Raw genomic sequence first — 22,250 nt, forward strand, 5'->3', positions numbered from 1 at the left:
GCGTAGTACACGTGGGCTTACCCGCAGCTTCGATCCGACACGAGCACTGCGTCACAGTCACCAGTTGATCAGGCGTCGGACAATGCCTCGCAGAGCAGGCGTTGGTTGATGCCCCGCAGGGCAGTGTTGCCTCGTGCCCCGCAGGGCTGGCGCTGGTTGTCACGGTTCGGGCGTCGGACCATGCCCTGCAGGGCACACTTGGCTTCAATACCAGCTTGGTCTCGTAACGTTAGTGATCACGGGGTTGCCGCGATCGATGTTGATTTCAAAACCGACGACGCCGGCAACTCCCGTGCATCACCGTTGTTCAAGTAAGCCGCTACCGCGGCGGGGAGGTTGTCGGTGATGCTGCGGCTACGCCGCAATTTCATTGGATCAACCTGGCCAGGAGGAACTGTTCGCTGTGAACAGCTCACAAACTCCTCCTGATTACAGGAAAATCACAATGTCTAAGTCACAGTCTAAACTCTCCGGAGACCAGTTTCCACGCGGTCACTTCTTTCCAGCCGATATTCGTCAGAAAATGAGTGACGATCTCAAGCTGACGGGCAAGTCCGAGCGGACGCACACTGCCTATCTGCGGGCGATTCGCCAGCTCTCCGATTTTGCCCAAAAGTCGCCCGACCGCGTCACCGAACACGATGTGCGGCAGTTTTTTCTCTATCTCAAAGATGATTGCCAGTTCGCCTATGGTTCGCTCCGGGTCGCACTCTCGGGCGTCAAGTTCTTCTTTGCTTATACCTGCAGGCGGAATTGGGATATCTTTGCAATGCTGAGACTACAAAACGTTAATGCGATACCCGAGGTGCTCTCGATCGAGCAAGTTGGGCGGTTGATCGGTGCGGCTACGAAACTGAGGATGTTCGTCTACTTTTGGACGGTCTATTCGATGGGCCTACGTTTGAACGAGGCTCTGCATCTCGAAGTCACTGACATCAAGGCGGATCGGGGCGTGGTCCACGTTCATCGTGGTAAGGGGGCCAAGGATCGTTGTATTCCCTTGCCGCTCTCCACGCTCGCGCTGTTGCGTTCTTACTGGCTGACCCACCAGCATCCCACGCTGCTCTTCCCTGCTGATGGTCGCAATCACTCGCTGGGAAAAGATAGCGTCAGTCAAGCCACAAACACGATGAGTGAATCCGCGGTTCAAGGGGCGATGAAGAAAATCGTCAGAGAATTGAAATTGGGGAAGGGAATCTCCATTCACACGTTGCGGCACTCTTATGCCACGCATCTGCTTGAAGGAGGCGTGAGCTTGAAGGTGATCCAACGGTATCTCGGTCATTCGTCACTGAAAACGACGATGATCTATTTGCACTTGACGGATCTTGGGGAAAACAACGCTCGTGAAATTATCGAAGCACTGTTCGGTAAGTTGCCTGGAGAAACCGGCGACGCCATCGAGAAAGCCGCCAGAGAGAAAGCTGCCAAAGATGAGCCTGGCCCGAACGATGTGGATCAGGTGAACGATGATGAAGACGACGATCATGACGGGCCCGCCGGTTGCATCGTGCGGGTGTAGCGTCGCCTGAGCGATGCCCACGGTCGCGGAGGCCTTGCGGCGATTCGCACCGGCATACTTGAAGCAGCATTTCGACTCAATCTCGGTCGCTCAGGACAAAGTGCTCGGCGCGATCACGCGTTGCCGCACCGGCGCTCTCGGTGGTGTTCACTACGAGTGTATGGGTTGCAAACGTGAGCACTGGGTCGGTCGTTCGTGTGGCAATCGGCATTGTCCGAACTGCGGTCACGAGAAGACGCAGGTCTGGATCGAAAAACAGTCTGCCAAGTTAATGCCGGTTCATCACTTCCTGGTCACTTTTACGGTGCCTAGGGAGATTGGCTGCGTGCTGCGCGGGTCTCAGCGAGAAGGCTATCGCTGTCTGTTCGACGCCAGCGCGCAGAGCATCCGCGACGTGGGCGCGGCGACTAAGAGTCTGAAGGGATGCAATCTCGGATTTTTCGGTGTGCTACACACTTGGGGTCGTGATCCCTCGATCTATCATCCACATATTCACTACGTCGTTCCTGGCGGCGGGGTGAAGCTGGATGACCAGGGCCGAGCGGAATCGTGGCAGAGCACGCCGAAGAACTTTCTGTTTCATCACGGCACGTTGGTGAAGGTCTACAAAGCGAAGCTGGCTGACGAACTACGTGCCGCGGGTCTCTATTCGCAAGTCGATAGTGCGGTATGGACAAAGAAGTTTGTGGTCGACATCCAGGCCGTCGGCCATGGTGTGCCGACGCTGAAATATCTCGCTCCGTACGTTCATCGCGTTGCGATCAACAACAGTCGGATCATGGACGTCAATGAAGAAACAGTGACGTATCGAATCCGCCGCAAGGGTAACCGGATGGAGACGAAGACGGTTGCTGGTGGGCAATTCGTGGAAAACTTCCTGCAGCACGTGTTGCCAACGAATTTCATGAAGATCCGTCACTACGGCTGGATGAGCGGTAACAGCAAGATCTCGCTGACGGAAGTGAAGTGGCTCGTGTGGATCATGTTGGGCTGGACGTTCTGGCTGGCGAGTGGTCACGCGCCGCAACCCGAGAAGTTGACTACACCGATGAAGTGCATCGACTGCGGTGGCGAAATGCGTGTCGTCGAAGTGACGTATCAATCACTCAACTCTCTTGGCGTCCGTCCCGAACACGCGTTGACGTATGACGACAGCGGATAAGCGATGAGCCATCGAGTTGACATGACCGTGAAAATCAAAACGTCTGCAGGAGGGCGACGGGTGGAGATATGTCGAAACAGTGTCCGAGTCAGGGGAAACCACTGTTTCGTGTCAATCATCCTGGAGTACTCACGTGCGAGCATGCATCATTGGCTACAGTGGAGCTGGGTAATCATACCACGCCACTCACCATGGACCGCCATCGCGTGCGCCAGAGAGATGGGTGCGACAGCAAAGCTCAAGGGGCATTGGGCAAGCACCGGGCTTCTTGAACATAGGACTTGAACTTCGGCTAGACGCTCGCGGTTCTAACTGCGACGGACGAAGTAAATCTGAATAGAAAGTGACTCAACCGTCGCGTCTACGCGAAGTCAAATCTTTATTGGTTATCCGCGACTCTGTATCACGGCCCAGTGATGTGAGCGGTGTTTAGCAAACGAGAAGTCCTCAGAGTCAATCAAAACGACGTACGCAGGAGTATCCGCTAGTTCATGCTTGATTGTCGCGTGCAGTTTACCAACGACCGAAGCGTCGCCGGAGTCTGCGAATCCATAAATCCGTACATGGATACTTGGTTCAGACGCTGCGTGTGCAACGAAAGTGTTTACGACGGAACGCACCGTTTCCCAGTACGGTGAATTGTCGTCAAAAGTCTTTCCAGCGAAGGATTGAAAATCCAATTCGAGCATGGCGTCCGAGTTCTCCAGAAACTGCGGTTTGCCCCCACCGCTAGGTCGCAAATCGACGGGCGTCCGAATCAAGATCGAATTCCGTACCGAGCGCGCGTCGATGACTTGGCAAACTGCCGACGTGCTGGACAAAGCGAGGGCGATTCCAAAGATTGCAATGAAGGCGTTTGTCTTAAGGTTCATCTGAATTCTCCAGTAGGTATGAGGACCTCAGTCGGATAACGGCAGCAATATGCGGGCGGCGGCGAGCGACTCAACCACTGAGCCAACGGCGACCAACGCCGCTCCGTCATCATTGCATTGTTACGAGTCGTTTAGTGTAGCGTAGTACCCGTGGGCTTACCCGCAGCTTCGATCCGACACGAGCACTGAGTCACAGTCACCAATTGATCAGGCGTCGGACAATGCCTCGCAGAGCAGGCGTTGGTTAATGCCCCGCAGGGCATGCGATGCTTCGTGCCCCGCAGGGCTGGCGCTGGTTGCCGCTGCTCGGGCGTCGGACGATGCCCCGCAGGGCACACTTGGCGTTGCATCCACACTGGGCTTCAGCACGGCTTGATCTCGTAACGGCGGCGATATGCGGGCGGCGGCGAGCGACTCAACCACTTCGAGAATGGCTACCAACGCCGCTCAGCATCATCGCATTGTTACGAGTCGTTCAGTGTAGCGTAGTACCCGTGGGCTTACCCTCGTCTTCGGTCCGCATTGAGCACTGAGTCCCAGTCACCGATTGATCAGGCGTCGGACAATGCCCCGCAGGGCAGGCGTTGGTTGATGCCCCGCAGGGCCTGCGTTGCTTCGTGCCCCGCAGGGCGTGCGATGGTTGTCGCAGCTCGGGCGTCGGACGATGCCCCGCAGGGCACACTTGGCTTTGCATCCACACTCGTCTTCAGTCCGGCTTGGTCTCGTAACGTTAACGATCACGTGGTCGCCGCGGACGACTGACCACTTCAATAAACTCAACTCGGCGACTCACGTGCATCGTCTGGTTCCCCGCTCGTCGTATCGCCAACCCCAATAGCGGAAAGCAAGTTAGGGCAAGCAGCGAAATCAGCAGGTTGCGATCGGCACGAGTTTCGAATCCACCGCAACCCTGAGTATATCGCGGATTGAGCAATTGGGCTTAGCGATGATGAAGAACTTGGAATGTGCGGTTCGAGCGAATAAAGGAACGGGTCAATGCATTGTAGCGAGTTGTCGGATTCGTAATGCGATGCGACCGGGTAGAAGTAGAAGAGTAGGCTGGGGAAATCCATGTAGGAAAAGCACCACGCGTAGAATTCGAGGTCGGCGCGGGTGACGTCGTCGACAATACGATGAGTGATGTCGCGATCTGTAAACCTATCGTCACCATACGGCGAATCCAGGCGAGCAGCGGAACGCAGATTCATCCGCGGAGGTGCAAACATCGATGAAAGGTCGCGAACGGCGGAAGCGTTCATGATTCAGTCGGGGAACGAATTAGATCACCACGCGGCGTCGATACGATTTGACATTCAGACAAACTTTCCTCGCCGCTTTGGTGCATCGTCTGGTTGTACTCTCGTGGTACAGCATTGAGTCAGCCTGAGTCCACGCCGCCCTCGCTCTGCTTAGTGTTTTACCCTTCGGCAAATGTGGTTGCAATGCCTTGGCAGACCCCATTCGCATTGCCCACCCAGAGCTCACGATGCACCCCCGGCCCTCTCGGTAGCTCCGAGTCGTGGATCGATCGGCTGTGTCAACGTTCGTCGGCGTCATGCCCGCTCCCTCCTCTGTTCCCCCAGCAAGACTGAAATTGGCGGACTGCGTCCAGGATCAAAATGATGATGCGAGACCAACTGCTTGCCACACTGAGGGCAGCAGATCTTCTCACCCCAACCGGATTCCTCACAGTATGTCTGCCAGTTCCGGCCGTCCTCACATTCAGCAGGCCGGTCAACCGCCAATGCTATCCAAGCCTCATCAATGCGAGAATGTTGGTTGGCACTGTAAAGACCATATCCTCGTACTGTCTGGAATCTGCTCGGAGGAACATGTTGAAGCCAACGTCCCAGGAACACATCCACTGGCAGTCGAGTCTCACCATATTGCTTTCTTGCTGGACCATCCGAGCGAATCGGCTTGCGATACCCAAAGACAATTTGACCGTTGCTTTGACTAAGCAAGCGAGAGTTCTTAATCGGACCACTTTTGAGATACCCCGCCAGATACTTGGCCACGCCTTCGGCATGCGAATAGGCCTTGTGGATCTTCACGTTCCATGGCTTCTTCGTCAGTTGGCTCAGCAGCAATTTGAGATCGAGCCCTTCCGGAAGCGTCCATTGCTCTTTTCGGGCAGCGTTCAGCAACATCGCTTTGAACTTGCCCCGAAACTTGATCATCAACACCTTACGTGGCAGCAAGCATGATTTGACGGTTTGTTTCCACTTGCCATCGGGACCGAGACCACCGGCAGTGACGACGGTATGAAGATGCACATGAGGACGTAGCGTTTGAGTCCAAGTGTGTAGCACGGCCAAGATCCCGACACGTCCGCCTAGGTACTTCGTGTCTAACAACAATTCCCGCAACGTTTCACTGGCTGCGGCAAACAACACATTGGCCAGTCCGGCACGGTTGTACCGCCAGACATCATTGAGTTCGTGAGGTAAGGTGAAGATCACGTGGTGATGGGGCACGGGTAGCAGTCGTCGCTGACATCCCTCAAGCCACTTCTGCGTATCGAGCCAGCCACAGCCGGGACAGCAACGATGACCACACGAGTTGTAGGCAATCTGGTGCACGTGGCCATCGGGGCAACTGTTGACGTGGCCGCCCATTTCCCGAGTTCGGCAATGCCGCACACACCACGCGGCGCGATGCATGTCTTTTGATAACCGATACCGCTTCGCGAAGTCATCAAAATGTTCAACGAAGATGTGTTGGAGCGTCAAGTTCATGACAACTACTCAGCAATTTTCGCGTTCCAAACAAGCTCTCAGCCCCGCTTGCGGATAGTACAACGGCAGCAATATGCGGGCGGCGGCGAGCGACTCAACCACTGAGCCAACGGCGACCAACGCCGCTCCGTCATCATTGCATTGTTACGAGTCGTTTAGTGTAGCGTAGTACCCGTGGGCTTACCCGCAGCTTCGATCCGACACGAGCACTGAGTCACAGTCACCAATTGATCAGGCGTCGGACAATGCCTCGCAGAGCAGGCGTTGGTTAATGCCCCGCAGGGCATGCGATGCTTCGTGCCCCGCAGGGCTGGCGCTGGTTGCCGCTGCTCGGGCGTCGGACGATGCCCCGCAGGGCACACTTGGCGTTGCATCCACACTGGGCTTCAGCACGGCTTGATCTCGTAACGAGGTAATTATCGTCGGTTGGTGCGGCAGTCATGCGGCGATAAGTGGATTCTGGGGGTGTTATCGCCGGTTGGACCTTCGGTTCCCTCGGTGACACGGAAAGTGTTATCGCCGGTTCGAGGGAGTGTTATCGCCGGTTGGCGTCTGCCGAGTATGAGGGGTCTCGATTCTTGGGTCAAGCAAAATTCTCAAACAAATTTCCTGCGAAAGTATTGACCTGCTCTGCGGACACGCGAAGAATCAGCTCGGTAACGCTGCGGCGAAGCGATACGCGGACAGGACGAAGCCAGTCCTGGGAACGCCAATAGCTCGCATTGGAAATGGCCGTGGAAGAGGGCGGCGGTCTTCGCTGGGAGGCTGCGGGAAACTGGGACGGAATCTGTTGCGTACGATCGACTTGGCGAGTTTCTCTTTGCCGAGTCGGGTGATTGCAAAGGACGAAGCCATGGCACAGGTTAGTCACTCGAAAGACACGTGGCACGAGCAGCGTGACAAGTGGGCGAAGATTTGGTTTGAGAAGCTCTGTCGCTTCCATGGTCGCAAGCCCCAGCCGACGTGGGAATTCACAGCGGGCGATGTGGTCGCCTTCCTCCGCGACCACGTGCGGCGAAAGACACCGCCGTGGAAGCGTCTGAAGATTATCCAGTCGCTGATCTGTTATCGTCGCTACGTGCAGGCGGCTCCGTTTGATGACCTGACCTTCATCCGGACAAGCCTCGAAGAACGCGTTCGTGCTGAGAAAGTCAAAGAAGCGCGGCTGAGGGAATCGGGTGAGGACACAGCTGAGGATCTCGATGACGTCGTCGGCTATATCGATCCGAGCGAGCCGGACGTGATTCAGAACCTGCGTCGTACCGTACGGGGCCGCCAGGATGAGCTGGAGACTGAACGAGCCTACGTCGGCGACGTTCGGGCGTTCATGCGAGACCGAGGGCTGAAGTGCCAAGCGGATTTTGCCGCGATTGGTCCTGCAGATGTGGAGGCCCATCTGACGGACCTGGCAGTGGATGGAAATGTTGCCCCGTCGACTCAGAACCGGTCGTTCTACGCTCTCCTGTATCTCTTTCAGCACGTGTTGAAACGCGAAATGGGCGAAGTCGAGGCGATTCGTTCAACAAAGGGGAAGCAGATTCCCACCGTGCTGTGCGTGGATGAGATCGAGCAGATTTTCGCCCACCTTCGCGGCGTTCATTTGCTGATCGCCAAGCTGCTCTATGGTTGTGGGATGCGGATCAGCGAAGCGATGCGGCTGCGGATGAAGGATTTCGACTTTGACCGGATGGTGATTGAAGTCCACGCTTCCAAGGGAGGCAAGAGTCGAATCGTACCGATGCCAGCGAGCGTCGTGCCGGACATCCGAAAATGGATGGAGTCTCGCCGCGTGCTGCACGAACACGATCTCGAACAGGGCCAAGCGTCGGTGTGCTTACCGAAGGCGCTGGAGCGGAAGTATCCCGCTGCCGCACGAGAATTGAAGTGGCAATATCTGTTCGCGTCCCACCGCCTGTCACGCGACCCACGAACCCGGGTGCTGCGACGTCATCACTTGCACAAAGACACGTTCCCAGCGAACTTGCGTGCGGCGGTGCAGAAGGCGGGGATCCACAAGCACATCAGCTCCCATGTTTTTCGCCATAGCTTTGCCACGCATCTGCTGCGTGAGGGAACCGATATTTGCACGATCCAGGAGTTGCTCGGTCACGCGGACATCAAGACGACGCGGATTTACTTGCACTCGCTCAACCGCGAGGACGTGAAAGTGGTCAGCCCGCTGGACCGGATGACGTCGAATCACGTTGCGATTGCCCCGAACCACGAAGCGGTTGCCGCGGACACGGGAGACTCGGCGCAGGAGGAATCGTGTGGCGGAGACGGGGCAGTCGAAGGCTCGGAAGCGGAGTCAGCAAATCCCGAGCACCTGGCGGCTTGCGAGAACGTCGGTGTTGCTCGCAAGCTCACAGCGTTGGAGAGCGAACTTTCAGCACCCGAGAGTCACACGCTGACGAGCCGCAACGCAGGTCCAGGCGACGCGGCGGCGAGACGGGTGCGTGATGCGAGACCCGCACCCGCGGCGTCATCGGCGGGGCCACCGCGAACTCGGTTGAGGTGGTGGAGCCACGCGGCAAGGGCATTCCAGCGGGCCTCAGTCGTAGTGGGCTGCTTCCTGTCATTGAGCTGATCGGTCTGGTGGTTGCGGCATGTTGTCCGGGGAGCGTCGACGGGCTTCACGATAAGATGTGCGGCTACCCAAGCTCCTGAAAAGTGGGATTGGACTGGTGCACCTCACCTACCATCCTCAGCTACCGAATCGGTCCGTCGCTGCTCCGTTTGGAGATAGCAACACGCGTCATAGGCGGCGGTGCCACTTCGGGAAGATCCTGCTTCGATGCGGCCAAAGTGTCGCCACTTGCTTCCTTTCTCCGCCGTCGGGCCAAATCCGCTCTCGATCGCCTGCTCGGCGATACTCTCGCGGGTTGGTCCGACTTTCTCGATGACGTGTCACCGTCGCCAACCAACGGCAACTCAACCGGTCCGCGGCCATGGTCGAGCGAAGTCGTTCACTTGCCGACCGACACCGTCCGGCTAGTTTTAAAATCCGGATTTTAGAACGGGCTCAGTTGTTCGACGGTTCGTCGTTGACGCGGCGACGAGTGTTTGGCGAACCGTTGGTCTGCTGATAGATGCCGGAGCAACTCGCCGACAGACACCGACCACTGGCCCAGGACCGCAGGCGATCCATGGACTCAGACGCACTGACGGCGACAGGAACCGCGTTCTTAGCCGCCAGCCTCAGTGAAAGATCCAAAGAGCGCCGACAGACGGCAGCAGGACTTGATCTCGGCACCCGTCCAGTTCGTGTCATCGGGAGCACTCTGTGCGGAGTCGATTTCATAGAGACCCCGGTAGATCTTCCATATCGCGTCCTTCTCTTCACGACTGGGGAGATCAAGAAAGAGCACGCCGTCAAAGCGTTCGCTGCGACTGAACTCGGGTAGCAGCTAAAGAAACGTCGTTCGCTGTACAAACCACGAATACCTCCACCACGGGCGTCCAAGTCATGCCGCTTCGATTAGCCACCGAGTATGTCAATCAGGTCGCTCCAAAAATGGATGATCAAGCGGCCCCATCTCTTGCCTGCACCACCATCGAACTGCCCTGCGGTGTTCGCATCCGAGTAGAGGTCCCCACGGATCGGCAGCCAGTTCAGCGAGTGGAGGACCGCACATGACCGGACTGCTGTACGCTCGGTTCGCGTGTTCGCTATGTAACCAGTGCCACGCTACCGGAAAAGTTGATCACCGCGATGAACGAGAAAACATTGACACGCAAGGTCCGTTGCTACGCGAGTTTCGACCTTCTTATTATCGACGAGTTCGGGTTCGACAAGCTGGAGCATCGCGAATACCCCGAGTCGGCGAGCCTGCTTTACGAGGTCGTCGATGCCCGCAGCGGTCGCGGCTCAACTGCGTTCGTCCCGAACGTCGACTTCAGCGACTGGAGCGAATAACTAGGCGAGCCACCACTGGTGATGGCGATGCTTGGCCGCGTCGTCGACAGTGCGATCGTCATTCGGTTCGCGGGTAAGTCGTATCGACAGCACCGCACCGAACGAAAGCGAGCGGCTGCTATCAGAGTTCAGCACAATCCTAACAGATAGCCCCGCTCTCGCTTCCCATCCAATGCCACTTCGATGAGCATCAAGTACCGCGAGCTACGCGTCTCTCTACGCATCGACGACGGATTGAGTTGGATATCCTGGACAGCGAATCGACGAGTTGGAGGTCAGCTACGCGGCCCCTGCCCCTTCTGCGCCCGGACATCCCCGCCAGCCCGCAAGGCGCCCCGCCGAGCGTCCCACGCACGTTCTCCGTCAACGTTGATCGGAACATCGTTCGTTGCTTCAAGTGCCATCGCAGCGGCAACGCCCTGGACCTATGGAGCATCCATCGCCAGCTTCCGATCTACTCGGCCGCCCGCGAGATCCAGGATCGCCTGCACCAAAACAAGCTACCGCAAAACCGCCCCTGATCGACCACAGATCAAGCAACCACGCCACCGACCACCACCGCTAAACTGACTCAATCTCAAACCGCTATCGACATTCTCTGACCGACTGGGACCGGAATGGGTGTTACGCACTCGCAATAGGTAGGGGGGTGGCGACGGAAACAGGAATTTTCCGAGACAGACTGAATCGAACCACTTTCACCGGAACCTTTTAATGGAAATCATCAAATGCTTCCTGTTTGTTCCGGGAAACATGTTTGGGGGCCTATATCTCATCGAGAGCATTTTGTCCTTTCTCGGCTAGGTGAGCCCGCGGTCGAGAGGCAGAGCCAACACGCCCGGTCACCTATGGGGGGTGTTCGCCGCTAGGGAGGCTCGTTAGCAATGAGCTATGCTTCAGCGACCAAACCACGCTACCAATCCGGAAAAAAAAGCGTCAAAAAAGAGGTCCAATTAGAAAGCCAAAACTGGCCAAACCGGGGTCCAATTAGAGAATTTCTATCGACGCAAAGCCTTTTATGGCAAGCACTTACGGTTTTTGATGCGGAAACCGTCTACCTCCACTCGAAAGCCACTTGTCGCAACTGCGGCGAGTGGCTTTTTTTTTGAGATTACCGCTTCCGCCGATCCGGTGGGGCGAGATCGATCTCAGCTCGACGACTTCACTCCGACGTTCGCGAGGAACGTCGGATTTGCCTGGAAATGTCGTGGCCCATCAAGACAGCGATGATGCATCCGAGGAAGCCCGGCAACGAAAAGCCGTTAATCGTCGGGGGAACTTGATTGCTCCACAAGGAAGCCGAGCCGATGAACAGCGCGGCCGTCAATATTCCCATGACCAGACGATTGACGATGGGTTCCAATCGCCGGTGTTGCAGATGGACGTCGAACTTCCCTTGCTTGAGGTTATGCAAGATGTCGGCGGCGTCGGTCGGCAGAATCCCAATCAGATTTTGCCAGTCATCGAGGTGGGATTTCAGTCGGCCGTAGAGATACTTGGACGAAAAGCGTCGCAACATCGCTTTCTTGCCGTAGGGTTTGATCAATTCAGCCAGGTTGAACGATGCACTGAGCTGGTGCGAGGTTCCTTCCAGCATCGCCAGAACTTTTAGCAGCATGGCAACCTTGGCTGGCAAATAGACCCGGTGCTCTCGGATGATCTCGGCGACTTCGCGTATGCAGCCGCCCAAATCAAAATCTTGAAGCGATTGTTGGCCGTAGTCGTCGATCAACGTTTCAATCGCCGACACCATCGCGGGCTCGTCGAAGTCACTGGGCACCTCCCCCACGCGTGCCACGACGTCAGCGATCGTTTTGGAATCCTGTCCCACCGCCGCAATCAACGCCGATTCGAGATCCTCGCGCAGGCCATCATCGATGCGGCCGACCATCCCGCAATCCAGGATCCCAAGCGTCGGGCTCGGGGCCGCCGACCCGGCCGCGTCGTTGTCGACCAGGATCATCAAGTTGCCGGGATGCGGGTCGGCATGATAGAACCCGTCGCGGAAAATCATTTCGATGAACAGATTCGCCCCACGACGAGCGATTTTATCAAGGTTGAATCCGGTCGCGATCAGTTGGCTTTGGTCCGACACACTGACGCCGTCGAATCGCTCCATCGTTAAGACACGACGCGAGCTCAGCTCCGGGAACGGCTCCGCAAATCGGATCCCTTCGGCGCCAGCAAAGTTACGGCGAAACCGCTGCATATTCTTCAGTTCTCGTCCAAAATCCAGTTCGCTGGTAAGCGACTTGCGAAATTCACGCAGCGTCTTCACGGGACGATACTGCTGCACTTGCCCCGACTGCTGTTCGGCGATCTCACAGAGCTTCTCCATGATCTCCAAGTCGTTCACCATCCTGCGTTCGATGCCCGCATGCTGAACTTTCACGACGACCGGGGTTCCGTCCCGCATCGTGGCATGATGGACTTGGCCAATGGATGCTGAGGCGAACGCGACGGGATCAAATTCCATGAACAGGTCACCGACCCGGCCGCCTAGCTCCGACTCGACCATCCCGATCACCGCTTCCGCATCGTCGGCAGGCGTGTTCGCGCGCAGCTGGGCCAGTTCTTGAGCGAGTGGCTCGCCCACCAAATCGGGCCGTGTGCTCAGCACTTGGCCAAGTTTCACAAACGTCGTTCCGAGCTCCGTCATCGCGATGCGAATCCGAGCGTTCGTCGTCAGACGGCGGTCACCTGGCGACCCTCGAAAACGTTCGAGCCACGGTGCAGGAAGGCTGGCCAGCGAATCGGCCAACCCATGTTTTCCCAACACTGCCACAACCTCGCGAAAGCGATCCGCATTGCGAACGAGTTGCGGGACGTCACTAATTTCCATGGGGATATTTCAGCCAAAATCGTGCGATGCGGCCCCATGCACGTGATGATGAGGGCACTTCATCGACGGGTAGGGAAAGTCGTAACATGCCAATCCGCAGTTGCCTCCCGACACGCAGCGGCGCAGTTTTGCTCGGTTGGGTGACAACGTCGGTCTTTCGATTCCAAGTGTTCTACCACTTCCTGACACACGACACCAACCTGCTCGTCGGCACGCCCACGAGGCGACCGCTGAGTGGTCGTTTGCGTTCGGTGCCGTCACGCAACACCGCGCACATGCGGACACAACGGTGTGCGTGTCGAGACACGATTCCATGCCTTCCCCGCAGCGTGTGAGGCATGAGGAACCCGCAATGGCTTGTCAACGGCTGTTACGGTACCATTGTCTTTTCGGTATCGGACTTGCATCTCGATGAGATCGAGCGTTCTACCGAACGCCGCTTGTGAGATCCACTCATGGCAGAGGTGATGACGTGTCTGTTGATGTCAGCGAAGTGCACGAAGGAAAACCCTTGGGGGCAGGGCTTGCGATCCAGGGTCGGGGGCAGTGGGAGCCTGGCGTGGTCGCGTTGGGTCCGCTGTTGACGGTCGGCTCAGCCCGCCGCAGCGGCGAGAACGAAATCGACGAAACCCATACCTGGTGGGTGGCATAGCAATGTCTGGCAACTCTCGATACGTGCACCCTGTCTATGAACTCTTTCCTGTTGAGATCGACGGGTTTGAAACGCTGGCCGAATTGGCGCTGGACCTGCGATCGTCATGGAACCACGCGACGGACGAGATCTGGCGTCGACTTGATGCGGAGTTATGGGAGATTTCGCATAACCCGTGGGTTGTTTTGCAAACCGTTTCACGCCAGAGAATCGAACAGGTTCTCGCTGACGACGATTTCCGTGCGAAGGTCGACCAACTGTGGAGCGATCGAAGAAAAACGGCTGAGCAACCCGCTTGGTTCCAGCAGACGCATGCTGATTCGCCGCTAACGACCGCGGCTTATTTCAGCATGGAGTTCATGCTCAGCGAGGCATTGCCGATTTACTCCGGTGGGCTCGGCAACGTCGCGGGCGATCAACTCAAGGCAGCGAGTGACTTGGGCGTTCCGGTGGTGGCCGTGGGGCTGCTGTACCAACAGGGTTACTTCCGCCAATCGATCGACGACGCCGGGCAACAGCAGGCCCTGTATCCGTACAACGATCCTGGGCAGCTGCCGATCCGACCGCTTCGTGATGCGGACGGCGAATGGATGCGTCTGAAAATTGATCTGCCCGGCTATTCGGTTTGGCTGCGCGCCTGGCAGGTTCAGGTCGGCCGGGTCAAGTTGTATTTGCTCGACACCAACGATGCTGCCAACTTCCCGGCCCATCGTGGTATCACCAGTGAACTCTATGGTGGCGGTCCTGAACTGCGTTTGAAACAAGAGCTGATTTTGGGCATCGGTGGGTGGCGGTTGCTCACGCAACTCGGGATTGCGCCCGAGGTTTGTCACTTGAACGAAGGCCACGCCGCGTTTGCGGTCCTCGAACGGGCCCGCAGCTTCATGAAGACGTCCGGCCAACCGTTCGACGTTGCGTTGGCAGTGACGCGCGCCGGAAACCTGTTCACGACGCATACTGCGGTCGCGGCGGGGTTCGATCGCTTTGAACCGAACCTGATTCTTCAGTACCTCGGACGATATGCGCAAACCGAGTTGGGGATTTCCGCCGAAGACCTGTTGTCACTCGGTCGGCAGGACCCTGCCGACGCATCGGAACCGTTCAACATGGCGTACTTGGCGATCCGTGGCAGCGGTAGCGTCAACGGTGTCAGTCGTTTGCACGGCAAGGTCAGCCGGCACATCTTCACGCCGCTGTTCCCCGATTGGCCCGAAGATGAAGTGCCGGTGGGATACGTCACCAACGGGGTTCACATGCCGAGCTGGGATTCGGCGGCGGCCGACGAGGTGTGGACTCACTCGTGCGGCAAAGATCGTTGGCTGGGGACCAGCCAAACGTTGTCGTGTGACATCTGCCGCGTGTCGGACGAGGCGCTGTGGCAATTCCGTATCGACTCAACTCGGTCGCTGATCGACTACGCCCGTAGTCGTCTGTCACGGCAACTTGCGGTGTCAGGTTCGTCGGCGGACGACATCGAAGCGGCCAGACATCTGTTCGACCCCAATACCTTGACGCTCGGGATTGCTCGTCGATTCGCTACCTACAAACGTCCGAATTTGTTGCTCCACGATCCGGATCGCTTGTTGCGTCTGCTGGCGAATCCGGAATGCCCCGTGCAATTGTTCATCGCCGGTAAGGCCCACCCGGCGGACCAAGCTGGCCAGGATCTGATCCGCCAGTGGATCGAATTCATTCGACACCCGGTTGCTCGGCAGCATGTGATTTTCTTGAGCGACTACGATATGCTGCTCACCGAACATCTTGTGCAAGGCTCCGACGTCTGGATCAACACGCCGCGGCGACCGTGGGAGGCCAGTGGAACCAGCGGCATGAAGGTACTCGTCAACGGCGGCATCAATCTGTCCGAGTTAGATGGTTGGTGGGCGGAGGCCTACACCCCAGAAGTCGGATGGGCGATCGGCGACGGGCAAGAACATGGTGATGATCCCGCGTGGGATGCCGTCGAAGCCGAGCAGCTCTACCGGGTGCTGGAAAATGAAGTCATCCCCGAGTTCTATCAACGCAACGAGCAGGGCATCCCGATCCAATGGCTGGCCCGGATGCGGGCCAGCATGTCGAAGCTGACACCCCAGTTTTCGGCCGTTCGCACGGTTCGCGAATATACCGAGCAACACTATCTGCCCGCTGCGACGGCGTTCGGTAACCGAATCGGCCTCGGCGGCACGGTGGGAACCAACATCGTCCACTGGGAACGCTCGGTGCGAGAGAAATGGGCATCGTTGAAGTTTGGCGACACCCGGATTGAATCGACCCGAGATGAACGTGTCTTTGACGTCGACGTCTATCTCGATGGTCTCGATCCGGCCTTCGTGCGAGTCGAATTGTATGCCGATGCGAATCACAACGGGCCCGTCGTTCGTCAAGAAATGACTCGACTCGATTCGACCGACAACACCGATTCGCACTGGGCGACGTATCGGACAAGCGTCCCGGTGGCGCGCCCGGTCACTGATTTCACGCCTCGGATCGTGCCCATCCATGATGGCGTCAACGTGCCCTTGGAACTCGATCTGATCCTCTGGCAGCGATGAACGAGAATCGCGGCCGGCGGTTTTCGATTCGCTCAACCGCCGGCCCATCAGGTCTTCAATGGGCACGTTTTCCGTGATGGGTGCGGCGCGAACGGCCGCTCCATCAGAATTTTAATCCTGCAAGGGGCAGGGATCGCAACCCAACGGCAGTGTGCAGCGGTCTACAATGGACCGCTAGCAAGAACTTTGGTGAGAGGCTCATTGCGGAAGTGCGCGTCGCCTGTTGGCCATGGAGTCCCAGGAAATTTGGCCCTCTCACTGGGTTGCTAAATCGCTGACATTCCCATGTCTCCCTTTCCAATTCATGCCCCCCATCAATGCGACTATGAAGTACCTCACTCTTATTCTCCTGCTTTGCTCGACCCAGTGGCTGCATGCCGCGGAGAGGCAACCACCGAACATTCTCTTCATCCTCGCGGACGATCAGTCTCCGTTTGATCTGAAGATTTATAACCCCGATTCAATCCTTCAGACGCCGACAATCGACCGGCTGGCGGCCGAGGGCATGGTCTTCGATGGTGCCTATCAGATGGGGTCTTGGAGTGGTGCGGTGTGCACGCCGTCACGGACGATGGTGATGTGTGGTCGTACTCTGTGGCACCTGCCGGGTGGTAATCCGTTGGCGTCCGATCCCAAATACGTGCCGACCGACATGCCCGAGCACACCCTGCCCGCGGTGTTCAATGACGCCGGCTATGCGACGATGCGGACCTGCAAACAAGGCAATAGCTACGCGGCGGCCAATCGGCTTTTCTCAGTCGTGCACGACGCGACCAAACGAGGGGGTACCGACGAAACGGGCAGCGCGTGGCACGGCGAACAAGTTCTCGATTACCTCGCGCAGCGAGAATCGGAGCAGGACGCCGACCCGTTTTTGATCTATTTCGGGTTCTCTCATCCGCACGATACCCGGGATGGAAAGCCCGAACTGCTGGAAAAATATGGTGCCGTCAACCATAAAGACAAATCGAGTCTGCCGCCGGCCGATGAGCGGCAGCCAGGATTACCTGTCAATTATCTACCGAAACATCCATTCGATAACTCGCACATCGATGTTCGCGACGAGGTCGCCGTCAGCGGTGTTTGGGGCAATCGCGACGAACAAACCATTCGCAATGAGTTGGGACGCGAGTTTGCGTGCAGCGAAAATATCGATCTCCAGATCCACCGTGTGCTGGAAAAACTCGAAGCGATGGGCGAACTGGATAACACCTACATCGTCTATTGTGCCGATCATGGGATGGCCATCGGGCGGCATGGCTTGCAGGGCAAGCAAAATCTCTACGAGCATACCTGGCGAATACCGTTCGTCGTGAAAGGACCCGGTATCCGTCCCGGAACGCGTGCCCAAGGCAATATCTACCTGCTCGATGTGCTCGCGACCCTATGCGATTTAGCGGGCATTGACGCGCCACAGACCAGCGAAGGGAAAAGCTTCAAGCCCGTCTTGATGGGGAAACAGCAGACGGTTCGCGATGTTCTCTATGGCTGCTACTGCGGCGGTGAGAAGCCGGGGATGCGCTGCGTCAAGCAAGGTGACTGGAAATTGATTCGGTACGAAACCGCCGATGGATCCGACGAAACCCAGCTATTCAATCTCCGTGAGAACCCCCATGAATTTCTAACCGCTCATCACGACCCTCAGGTGACGTCCCTGAGCGGCAGTGATCCGCAGCCGAATCAAGTGAATCTTGCCGGCAATCCCGAATACGCTGGCAAACTCAAAGAGATGAACCAGCTGCTGCTCGACGAAATGCGCCGGCTCGATGACCCCTACCGATTCAAGGACCAGCCCGATGATGGGCCGAAAGTGCCTGCCAAAGTGAAGTCCGGCAAAGCCAAGCAGCGATCGGGCAACGCCAAGAAGGCGAATGCAAAGTCGGCTCAACCCAGTCGTTGAACACTGCGCCCGCTAAGCGATCGCGTGAAGAAAAACAAACGTAGCTACGCTCGCCAGAGCGAGGGATCCCACCGCCTGGCGCCGTTAGCTACGGGAGAATTCGTCACTTGTTGTTCACGCGATACTCAAACGAGGGATCCCACCGACGGGCCACGGTAGCTACCCGCGCACGGCGTCCCCGTCGAGTGTGACGCGAAAAACGCTTGGTCAGGGAACTGACAGCGGCGAGCAAACTCGCCGCGAGCGAGAAAAAAAGGCGAGATAGGGTCAAGCTCATCGCCCCCGCATGCCGAAACAATAGGCTCCTGACCAAGCGAGCAAATCGCTCAGACGGCGAGGTTGGGAAAAAAGGAAAGCTTTTGCCCAAGTGCCCCTTGCGGGGAGATCGCCTGGACAGTATTTTTCCCCCCGCGACGCCAGGAGACTTCGGTCCCCAGCAACGTTGCACTGAAACGTATCGCCCAGCGAAACGTTTCAAAAACGAGAAGAATCAGCGGTTAAGGAAAACTTTTGAACTTTGTGTCAAAGTCAACTTGACGCCCGGCAACGGGACGCTATCCTTCTCAACCCGCAGCCAAGAAACGGGCCACGAGCTTCACCGCTCAGCAAGTTTCTAACTGTGGTGTCGAGTGAAACTTTGATGAAAACTTTCTTAAGAATTCAATCACTGCTCCACTTGACGCGAGGTTAGCGAGTCGCTAACTTCTCCGCTCACTCGAAAACGACCGGCCGAGATCACCCCGCTAAGGGGAGTTAATGATCTCGACCGGCTGTCTTCGACAGCGGCTCGTGGGTCGATTGCGAAAGCAATTCATCTGCGAAATTGATTTTTGACAATTTGGTTGTTTGGTAGTTTGCATCTGTAAAGAACACCTATGTGAATGGGATCTGAACTCTTTAGTGGGTTCAGTGATCAAGATCAAAGGTAATTTAAATAAGTTCTTCGGAAGCGTTGCCAATTCAGTTTTGAAATCGCATTCGTGCGGTGGTGGGATTGTATTGGTAATAAATTTCGATTGGATTCTTGAGCGGTTAGACTTACTTAGAAGAGTCTAACCACTGTGTGATATCGTTAATAGATTAAAGTTGAAATCTATGAGTTTGATATCTATCTGTTGCTGGAGTGGTTCGCCACGAAAGGAATGGATGGGTTTTGAGTTCGGGGTTTCGGTGGCCAATCTATCAAGGGCACATGGGGGATGTCTTGGCGTTAGAAGGAGAAGGGCGTGGAAGTCTGCGAAAAGCCTGGGGAAGTTGACACACAAGTGATGATCCCGGGATTCCCGACCGCAGTATACTGAATACATAGGTATATTTGTAACAACCTAGTGAACTGAAACATCTAAGTAACTAGAGGAATAGAAAGAAAAATCGATACCGTCAGTAGCGGCGAGCGAAATCGGTATAGCCCAAACCGAGGGGGTTTCCCTCTCGGGGTTGTAGGACTTCAATATGGGATTGTGATTGGTTAACGGAACGACTTGGAAAGGTCGGCCACAGAGGGTGACAGCCCCGTACGTGAAAACCGGATCACACCTTAGAAGCACCTGAGTAGGTCTAGTCACGTGAAACCTAGACTGAATCCACGGGGACCATCCCGTAAGGCTAAATACTCTCTAACGACCGATAGCGAACCAGTAGCGTGAGTGAACGGTGAGAAGAACCCCTGTTAGGGGAGGAATGTGAACCTGAAACCATGTGCCTACAAGCGGTCGGAGCACTATTTTAATGTGTGACGGCGTGCCTTTTGCATAATGATCCGGCGAGTTGTGGTAAACGGCTTGGTTAAGTTCTGACGGAACGAAGCCCAAGGGAAACCGAGTCTGAATAGGGCGTTGGTCGTTTGCTGCAGACGCGAAACCTGTGTGATCTACGCATGGGCAGGTTGAAGCGCGGGTTAAACTGCGTGGAGGACCGAACTCACTTGGGTTGAAAACCGAGGGGATGACCTGTGCGGAGGACTGAAAGTGTAATCAAACCAGGAGATAGCTCGTTCTCTCCGAAATATCTTGAGGGATAGCGTCGAGTAAATTAGTAACCGGGGGTAGAGATACTGAATCGGATGGGGGCCCCTCCCGGGGTACCCCACTGAACCAAACTCCGAATACCGGTTGCCGTACCTCGGCAGTCAGTCCCTGGGGGATAAGCTCCAGGGTCGAGAGGGAAACAACCCAGATCGCCTGCTAAGGTCCCGAAGAATTACTTAGTCACTAAGGAAGTTGAAGTGCCGTGACAGCTGGGATGTTGGCTTAGAAGCAGCCACCATTTAAAAAGTGCGTAATAGCTTACCAGTCGAGCATTTCTGCGCCGATAATGAACGGGAGTAAGTAATTCACCGAAGCAGCGGATTCTAATCTTAAGGATTAGAGTGGTAGGAGAGCGCCGATGACGAGATACAAGCCGTACGGTAACGAGCGGTGTTGGCGTCATCGGGTGATTATGCCGGAATGAGTAACGATAAAACAGGTGAGAATCCTGTTCGCCGAAAGCCTAAGGTTTCCTGGGGAAGGTAAATCCGCCCAGGGTTAGCCGGTACCTTACCCGAGGCTGAAAAGCGTAGGGGATGGATAGAAGGTCAATATTCCTTCGCCGGTTGTGTATCTAGTCGCAGGGACGGCGTCCGGAAAGTGAGCGGTACGAATAGAAATGTCCGTAGCAACCACTGAGGTGTCTGGGGTTAAAATACCGGATATAGCCAAGGTCAAGCTCGAGAGCATCCAAGTTCTCGAAGTCATTGGAAGGACGTCCAAGAAAAGCTGCGAAGTTAAGCAACTGACCGTACTAAAACTGACACAGGTAGGCGAGATGAGAATTCTAAGGCGCTCGGGAGAACGGTGGTTAAGGAACTCTGCAAAATGGCCCCGTAAGTTCGCGATAAGGGGCGCCTCCGACGGTTCACGCTGTTGGAGGCCACAGAAAATCGGCTCTAACGACTGTTTATCAAAAACACAGGTCTCTGCTAACACGCAAGTGGATGTATAGAGACTGACGCCTGCCCGGTGTTGGTAGGTTAAGGAAGAGGGTTAGCCTCACGGCGAAGCTCGCGACCGAAGCCCCAATAAACGGCGGCCCTAACTATGAGGGTCCTAAGGTAGCGAAGTTCCTTGTCGGGTAAGTTCCGACCTGCATGAAAGGCGTAACGATTGGAGCACTGTCTCAACCACCGACCCGGTGAAATTGTAGTTGTGGTGAAGATGCCACATACCCGCGGTTAGACGGAAAGACCCCGTGAACCTTTACTGTAGGCTGATATTGGGCTGAGATATAATTTGTGTAGGATAGCTGGGAGGCTTTGAACTTTGCACGCTAGTGCATCGGGAGCCGTTGTTGAAATACCAGCCTGGTTATATTTTAGTTCTAACTTTGAACCCCTGAATCGGGGCAAAGGACAGTGTCAGTCGGGCAGTTTGACTGGGGCGGTCTCCTCCCAAAGAGTAACGGAGGAGTGCAAAGGTACACTCAGCCTGGTCGGTAATCAGGCGTAGAGCGTAAAGGTATAAGTGTGCTTGACTGCGAGACCCATAAGTCGAGCAGGAACGAAAGTTGGTCTTAGTGATCCGGTAATCCCGAATGGAAGGGTTATCGCTCATCAGATAAAAGGTACTCCGGGGATAACAGGCTTATCGCATCCGAGCGTCCACAGCGGCGATGCGGTTTGGCACCTCGATGTCGGCTCATCACATCCTGGGGGTGTAGAAGCTCCCAAGGGTTTGGCTGTTCGCCAATGAAAGTGGTACGTGAGCTGGGTTCAGACCGTCGTGAGACAGGTCGGTCCCTATCTGCCGTGGGCGTTCGAATCTTGAGAGGATTCAACTTTAGTACGAGAGGATTTAGTTGGACGAAGCTCTGGTGTACCAGTTGTCGCGCTAGCGGCACGGCTGGATAGCTAACTTCGGAAAGGATAAACGCTGAAAGCATCTAAGCGTGAAGCCCGCCTCGAGATGAAGATTCGTAGACATTAGTCGAGAGCCCCCTGGAAGACGACCAGGTTGATAGGTTGGACGTGTAAGTACCGTAAGGTATTCAGCAAACCAATACTAATGGGCGAAAGTTTGGCCACCGATATCCCGCACTCAAGAAAGTGCCAATCGATG

Annotated in this window: 13 protein-coding genes, 1 rRNA gene and 1 pseudogene; 8 read left to right on the forward strand and 7 right to left on the reverse strand. The window is 56.2% G+C overall.

Going from position 1 to position 22,250, the window contains the following annotated elements; translation table 11 throughout:
* Window positions 1-236: 236 nt before the first annotated feature.
* The gene (locus SH410x_RS29385; protein WP_473673308.1) at window positions 237-371 is read right to left on the reverse strand and encodes a hypothetical protein; all 135 of its coding nucleotides are present in this window, start codon (window positions 369-371) and stop codon (window positions 237-239) included.
* Between the two features lie 74 nt (window positions 372-445).
* Here SH410x_RS29385 and SH410x_RS29390 point away from each other — a divergent pair, with 74 nt between their 5' ends.
* Complete coding sequence (locus SH410x_RS29390) at window positions 446-1,522, forward strand: tyrosine-type recombinase/integrase (protein WP_473673294.1); 1,077 nt, start codon at window positions 446-448, stop codon at window positions 1,520-1,522.
* Between the two features lie 13 nt (window positions 1,523-1,535).
* On the forward strand, window positions 1,536-2,684 hold the full coding sequence (locus tag SH410x_RS29395; protein WP_473673310.1) for an IS91 family transposase: 1,149 nt from the start codon (window positions 1,536-1,538) through the stop codon (window positions 2,682-2,684).
* Window positions 2,685-3,070: 386 nt separating this feature from the next.
* Here the strand turns inward: SH410x_RS29395 and SH410x_RS29400 are convergent, their stop codons facing one another.
* The 4 genes from SH410x_RS29400 to SH410x_RS29415 all read right to left on the reverse strand — a co-directional run bounded on the left by SH410x_RS29400 (window position 3,071) and on the right by SH410x_RS29415 (window position 6,687).
* A complete protein-coding gene (locus SH410x_RS29400) occupies window positions 3,071-3,556 on the reverse strand; it encodes a hypothetical protein (protein WP_473673312.1) in 486 nt (161 codons plus the stop codon).
* Between the two features lie 207 nt (window positions 3,557-3,763).
* Entirely contained in the window at window positions 3,764-3,997 is a 234-nt protein-coding gene (locus SH410x_RS29405) for a hypothetical protein (RefSeq protein ID WP_473673314.1), read from the reverse strand.
* A 1,112-nt stretch (window positions 3,998-5,109) separates the two neighbouring features.
* Window positions 5,110-6,294, reverse strand: a complete 1,185-nt coding sequence (locus tag SH410x_RS29410) for an IS91 family transposase (protein ID WP_473673316.1) — start codon at window positions 6,292-6,294, stop codon at window positions 5,110-5,112.
* A gap of 231 nt (window positions 6,295-6,525) precedes the next feature.
* Window positions 6,526-6,687: a hypothetical protein gene (locus tag SH410x_RS29415; RefSeq protein WP_473673318.1), complete on the reverse strand. Its 162-nt coding sequence runs from the start codon at window positions 6,685-6,687 to the stop codon at window positions 6,526-6,528.
* A gap of 397 nt (window positions 6,688-7,084) precedes the next feature.
* On the opposite strand from SH410x_RS29415, the gene SH410x_RS29420 reads away from it, so the two are divergent.
* Window positions 7,085-8,881, forward strand: coding sequence for an integron integrase (locus SH410x_RS29420; RefSeq protein ID WP_473673320.1), 1,797 nt, complete (start codon window positions 7,085-7,087; stop codon window positions 8,879-8,881).
* A gap of 598 nt (window positions 8,882-9,479) precedes the next feature.
* Here SH410x_RS29420 and SH410x_RS29425 read toward each other — a convergent pair.
* The gene (locus SH410x_RS29425) at window positions 9,480-9,662 is read right to left on the reverse strand and encodes a hypothetical protein (RefSeq protein WP_473673322.1); all 183 of its coding nucleotides are present in this window, start codon (window positions 9,660-9,662) and stop codon (window positions 9,480-9,482) included.
* A gap of 290 nt (window positions 9,663-9,952) precedes the next feature.
* On the opposite strand from SH410x_RS29425, the pseudogene SH410x_RS29430 reads away from it, so the two are divergent.
* Window positions 9,953-10,210, forward strand: a pseudogene (locus SH410x_RS29430) (ATP-binding protein); the annotation flags it as partial.
* A 1,162-nt stretch (window positions 10,211-11,372) separates the two neighbouring features.
* Here SH410x_RS29430 and SH410x_RS29435 read toward each other — a convergent pair.
* Window positions 11,373-13,052 (reverse strand): ABC1 kinase family protein, encoded by a 1,680-nt coding sequence (locus SH410x_RS29435; RefSeq protein WP_473673324.1) that lies wholly within the window; start codon window positions 13,050-13,052, stop codon window positions 11,373-11,375.
* Window positions 13,053-13,524: 472 nt separating this feature from the next.
* On the opposite strand from SH410x_RS29435, the gene SH410x_RS29440 reads away from it, so the two are divergent.
* The 4 genes from SH410x_RS29440 (at window position 13,525) to SH410x_RS29455 (ending at window position 22,216) form a co-directional block, all read left to right on the forward strand.
* Window positions 13,525-13,704, forward strand: a complete 180-nt coding sequence (locus tag SH410x_RS29440; protein WP_473673326.1) for a hypothetical protein — start codon at window positions 13,525-13,527, stop codon at window positions 13,702-13,704.
* Between the two features lie 2 nt (window positions 13,705-13,706).
* Window positions 13,707-16,256: an alpha-glucan family phosphorylase gene (gene glgP, locus SH410x_RS29445; RefSeq protein WP_473673327.1), complete on the forward strand. Its 2,550-nt coding sequence runs from the start codon at window positions 13,707-13,709 to the stop codon at window positions 16,254-16,256.
* A gap of 325 nt (window positions 16,257-16,581) precedes the next feature.
* On the forward strand, window positions 16,582-18,156 hold the full coding sequence (locus tag SH410x_RS29450; RefSeq protein WP_473673329.1) for a sulfatase family protein: 1,575 nt from the start codon (window positions 16,582-16,584) through the stop codon (window positions 18,154-18,156).
* 1,172 nt (window positions 18,157-19,328) lie between these two features.
* Window positions 19,329-22,216 (forward strand): 23S ribosomal RNA (locus tag SH410x_RS29455).
* Window positions 22,217-22,250 lie beyond the last annotated feature (34 nt).

The organism is Rhodopirellula sp. SH410, assembly GCF_055811895.1.

Bases quoted from the DNA above. Each gene is read 5' to 3' on its own strand.
- SH410x_RS29385 (WP_473673308.1), bottom strand. From the start codon at position 371: ATGAAATTGCGGCGTAGCCGCAGCATCACCGACAACCTCCCCGCCGCG.
- SH410x_RS29390 (WP_473673294.1), top strand. From the start codon at position 446: ATGTCTAAGTCACAGTCTAAACTCTCCGGAGACCAGTTTCCACGCGGT.
- SH410x_RS29395 (WP_473673310.1), top strand. From the start codon at position 1,536: ATGCCCACGGTCGCGGAGGCCTTGCGGCGATTCGCACCGGCATACTTG.
- SH410x_RS29400 (WP_473673312.1), bottom strand. From the start codon at position 3,556: ATGAACCTTAAGACAAACGCCTTCATTGCAATCTTTGGAATCGCCCTC.
- SH410x_RS29410 (WP_473673316.1), bottom strand. From the start codon at position 6,294: ATGAACTTGACGCTCCAACACATCTTCGTTGAACATTTTGATGACTTC.
- SH410x_RS29435 (WP_473673324.1), bottom strand. From the start codon at position 13,052: ATGGAAATTAGTGACGTCCCGCAACTCGTTCGCAATGCGGATCGCTTT.
- glgP (WP_473673327.1), top strand. From the start codon at position 13,707: ATGTCTGGCAACTCTCGATACGTGCACCCTGTCTATGAACTCTTTCCT.
- SH410x_RS29450 (WP_473673329.1), top strand. From the start codon at position 16,582: ATGAAGTACCTCACTCTTATTCTCCTGCTTTGCTCGACCCAGTGGCTG.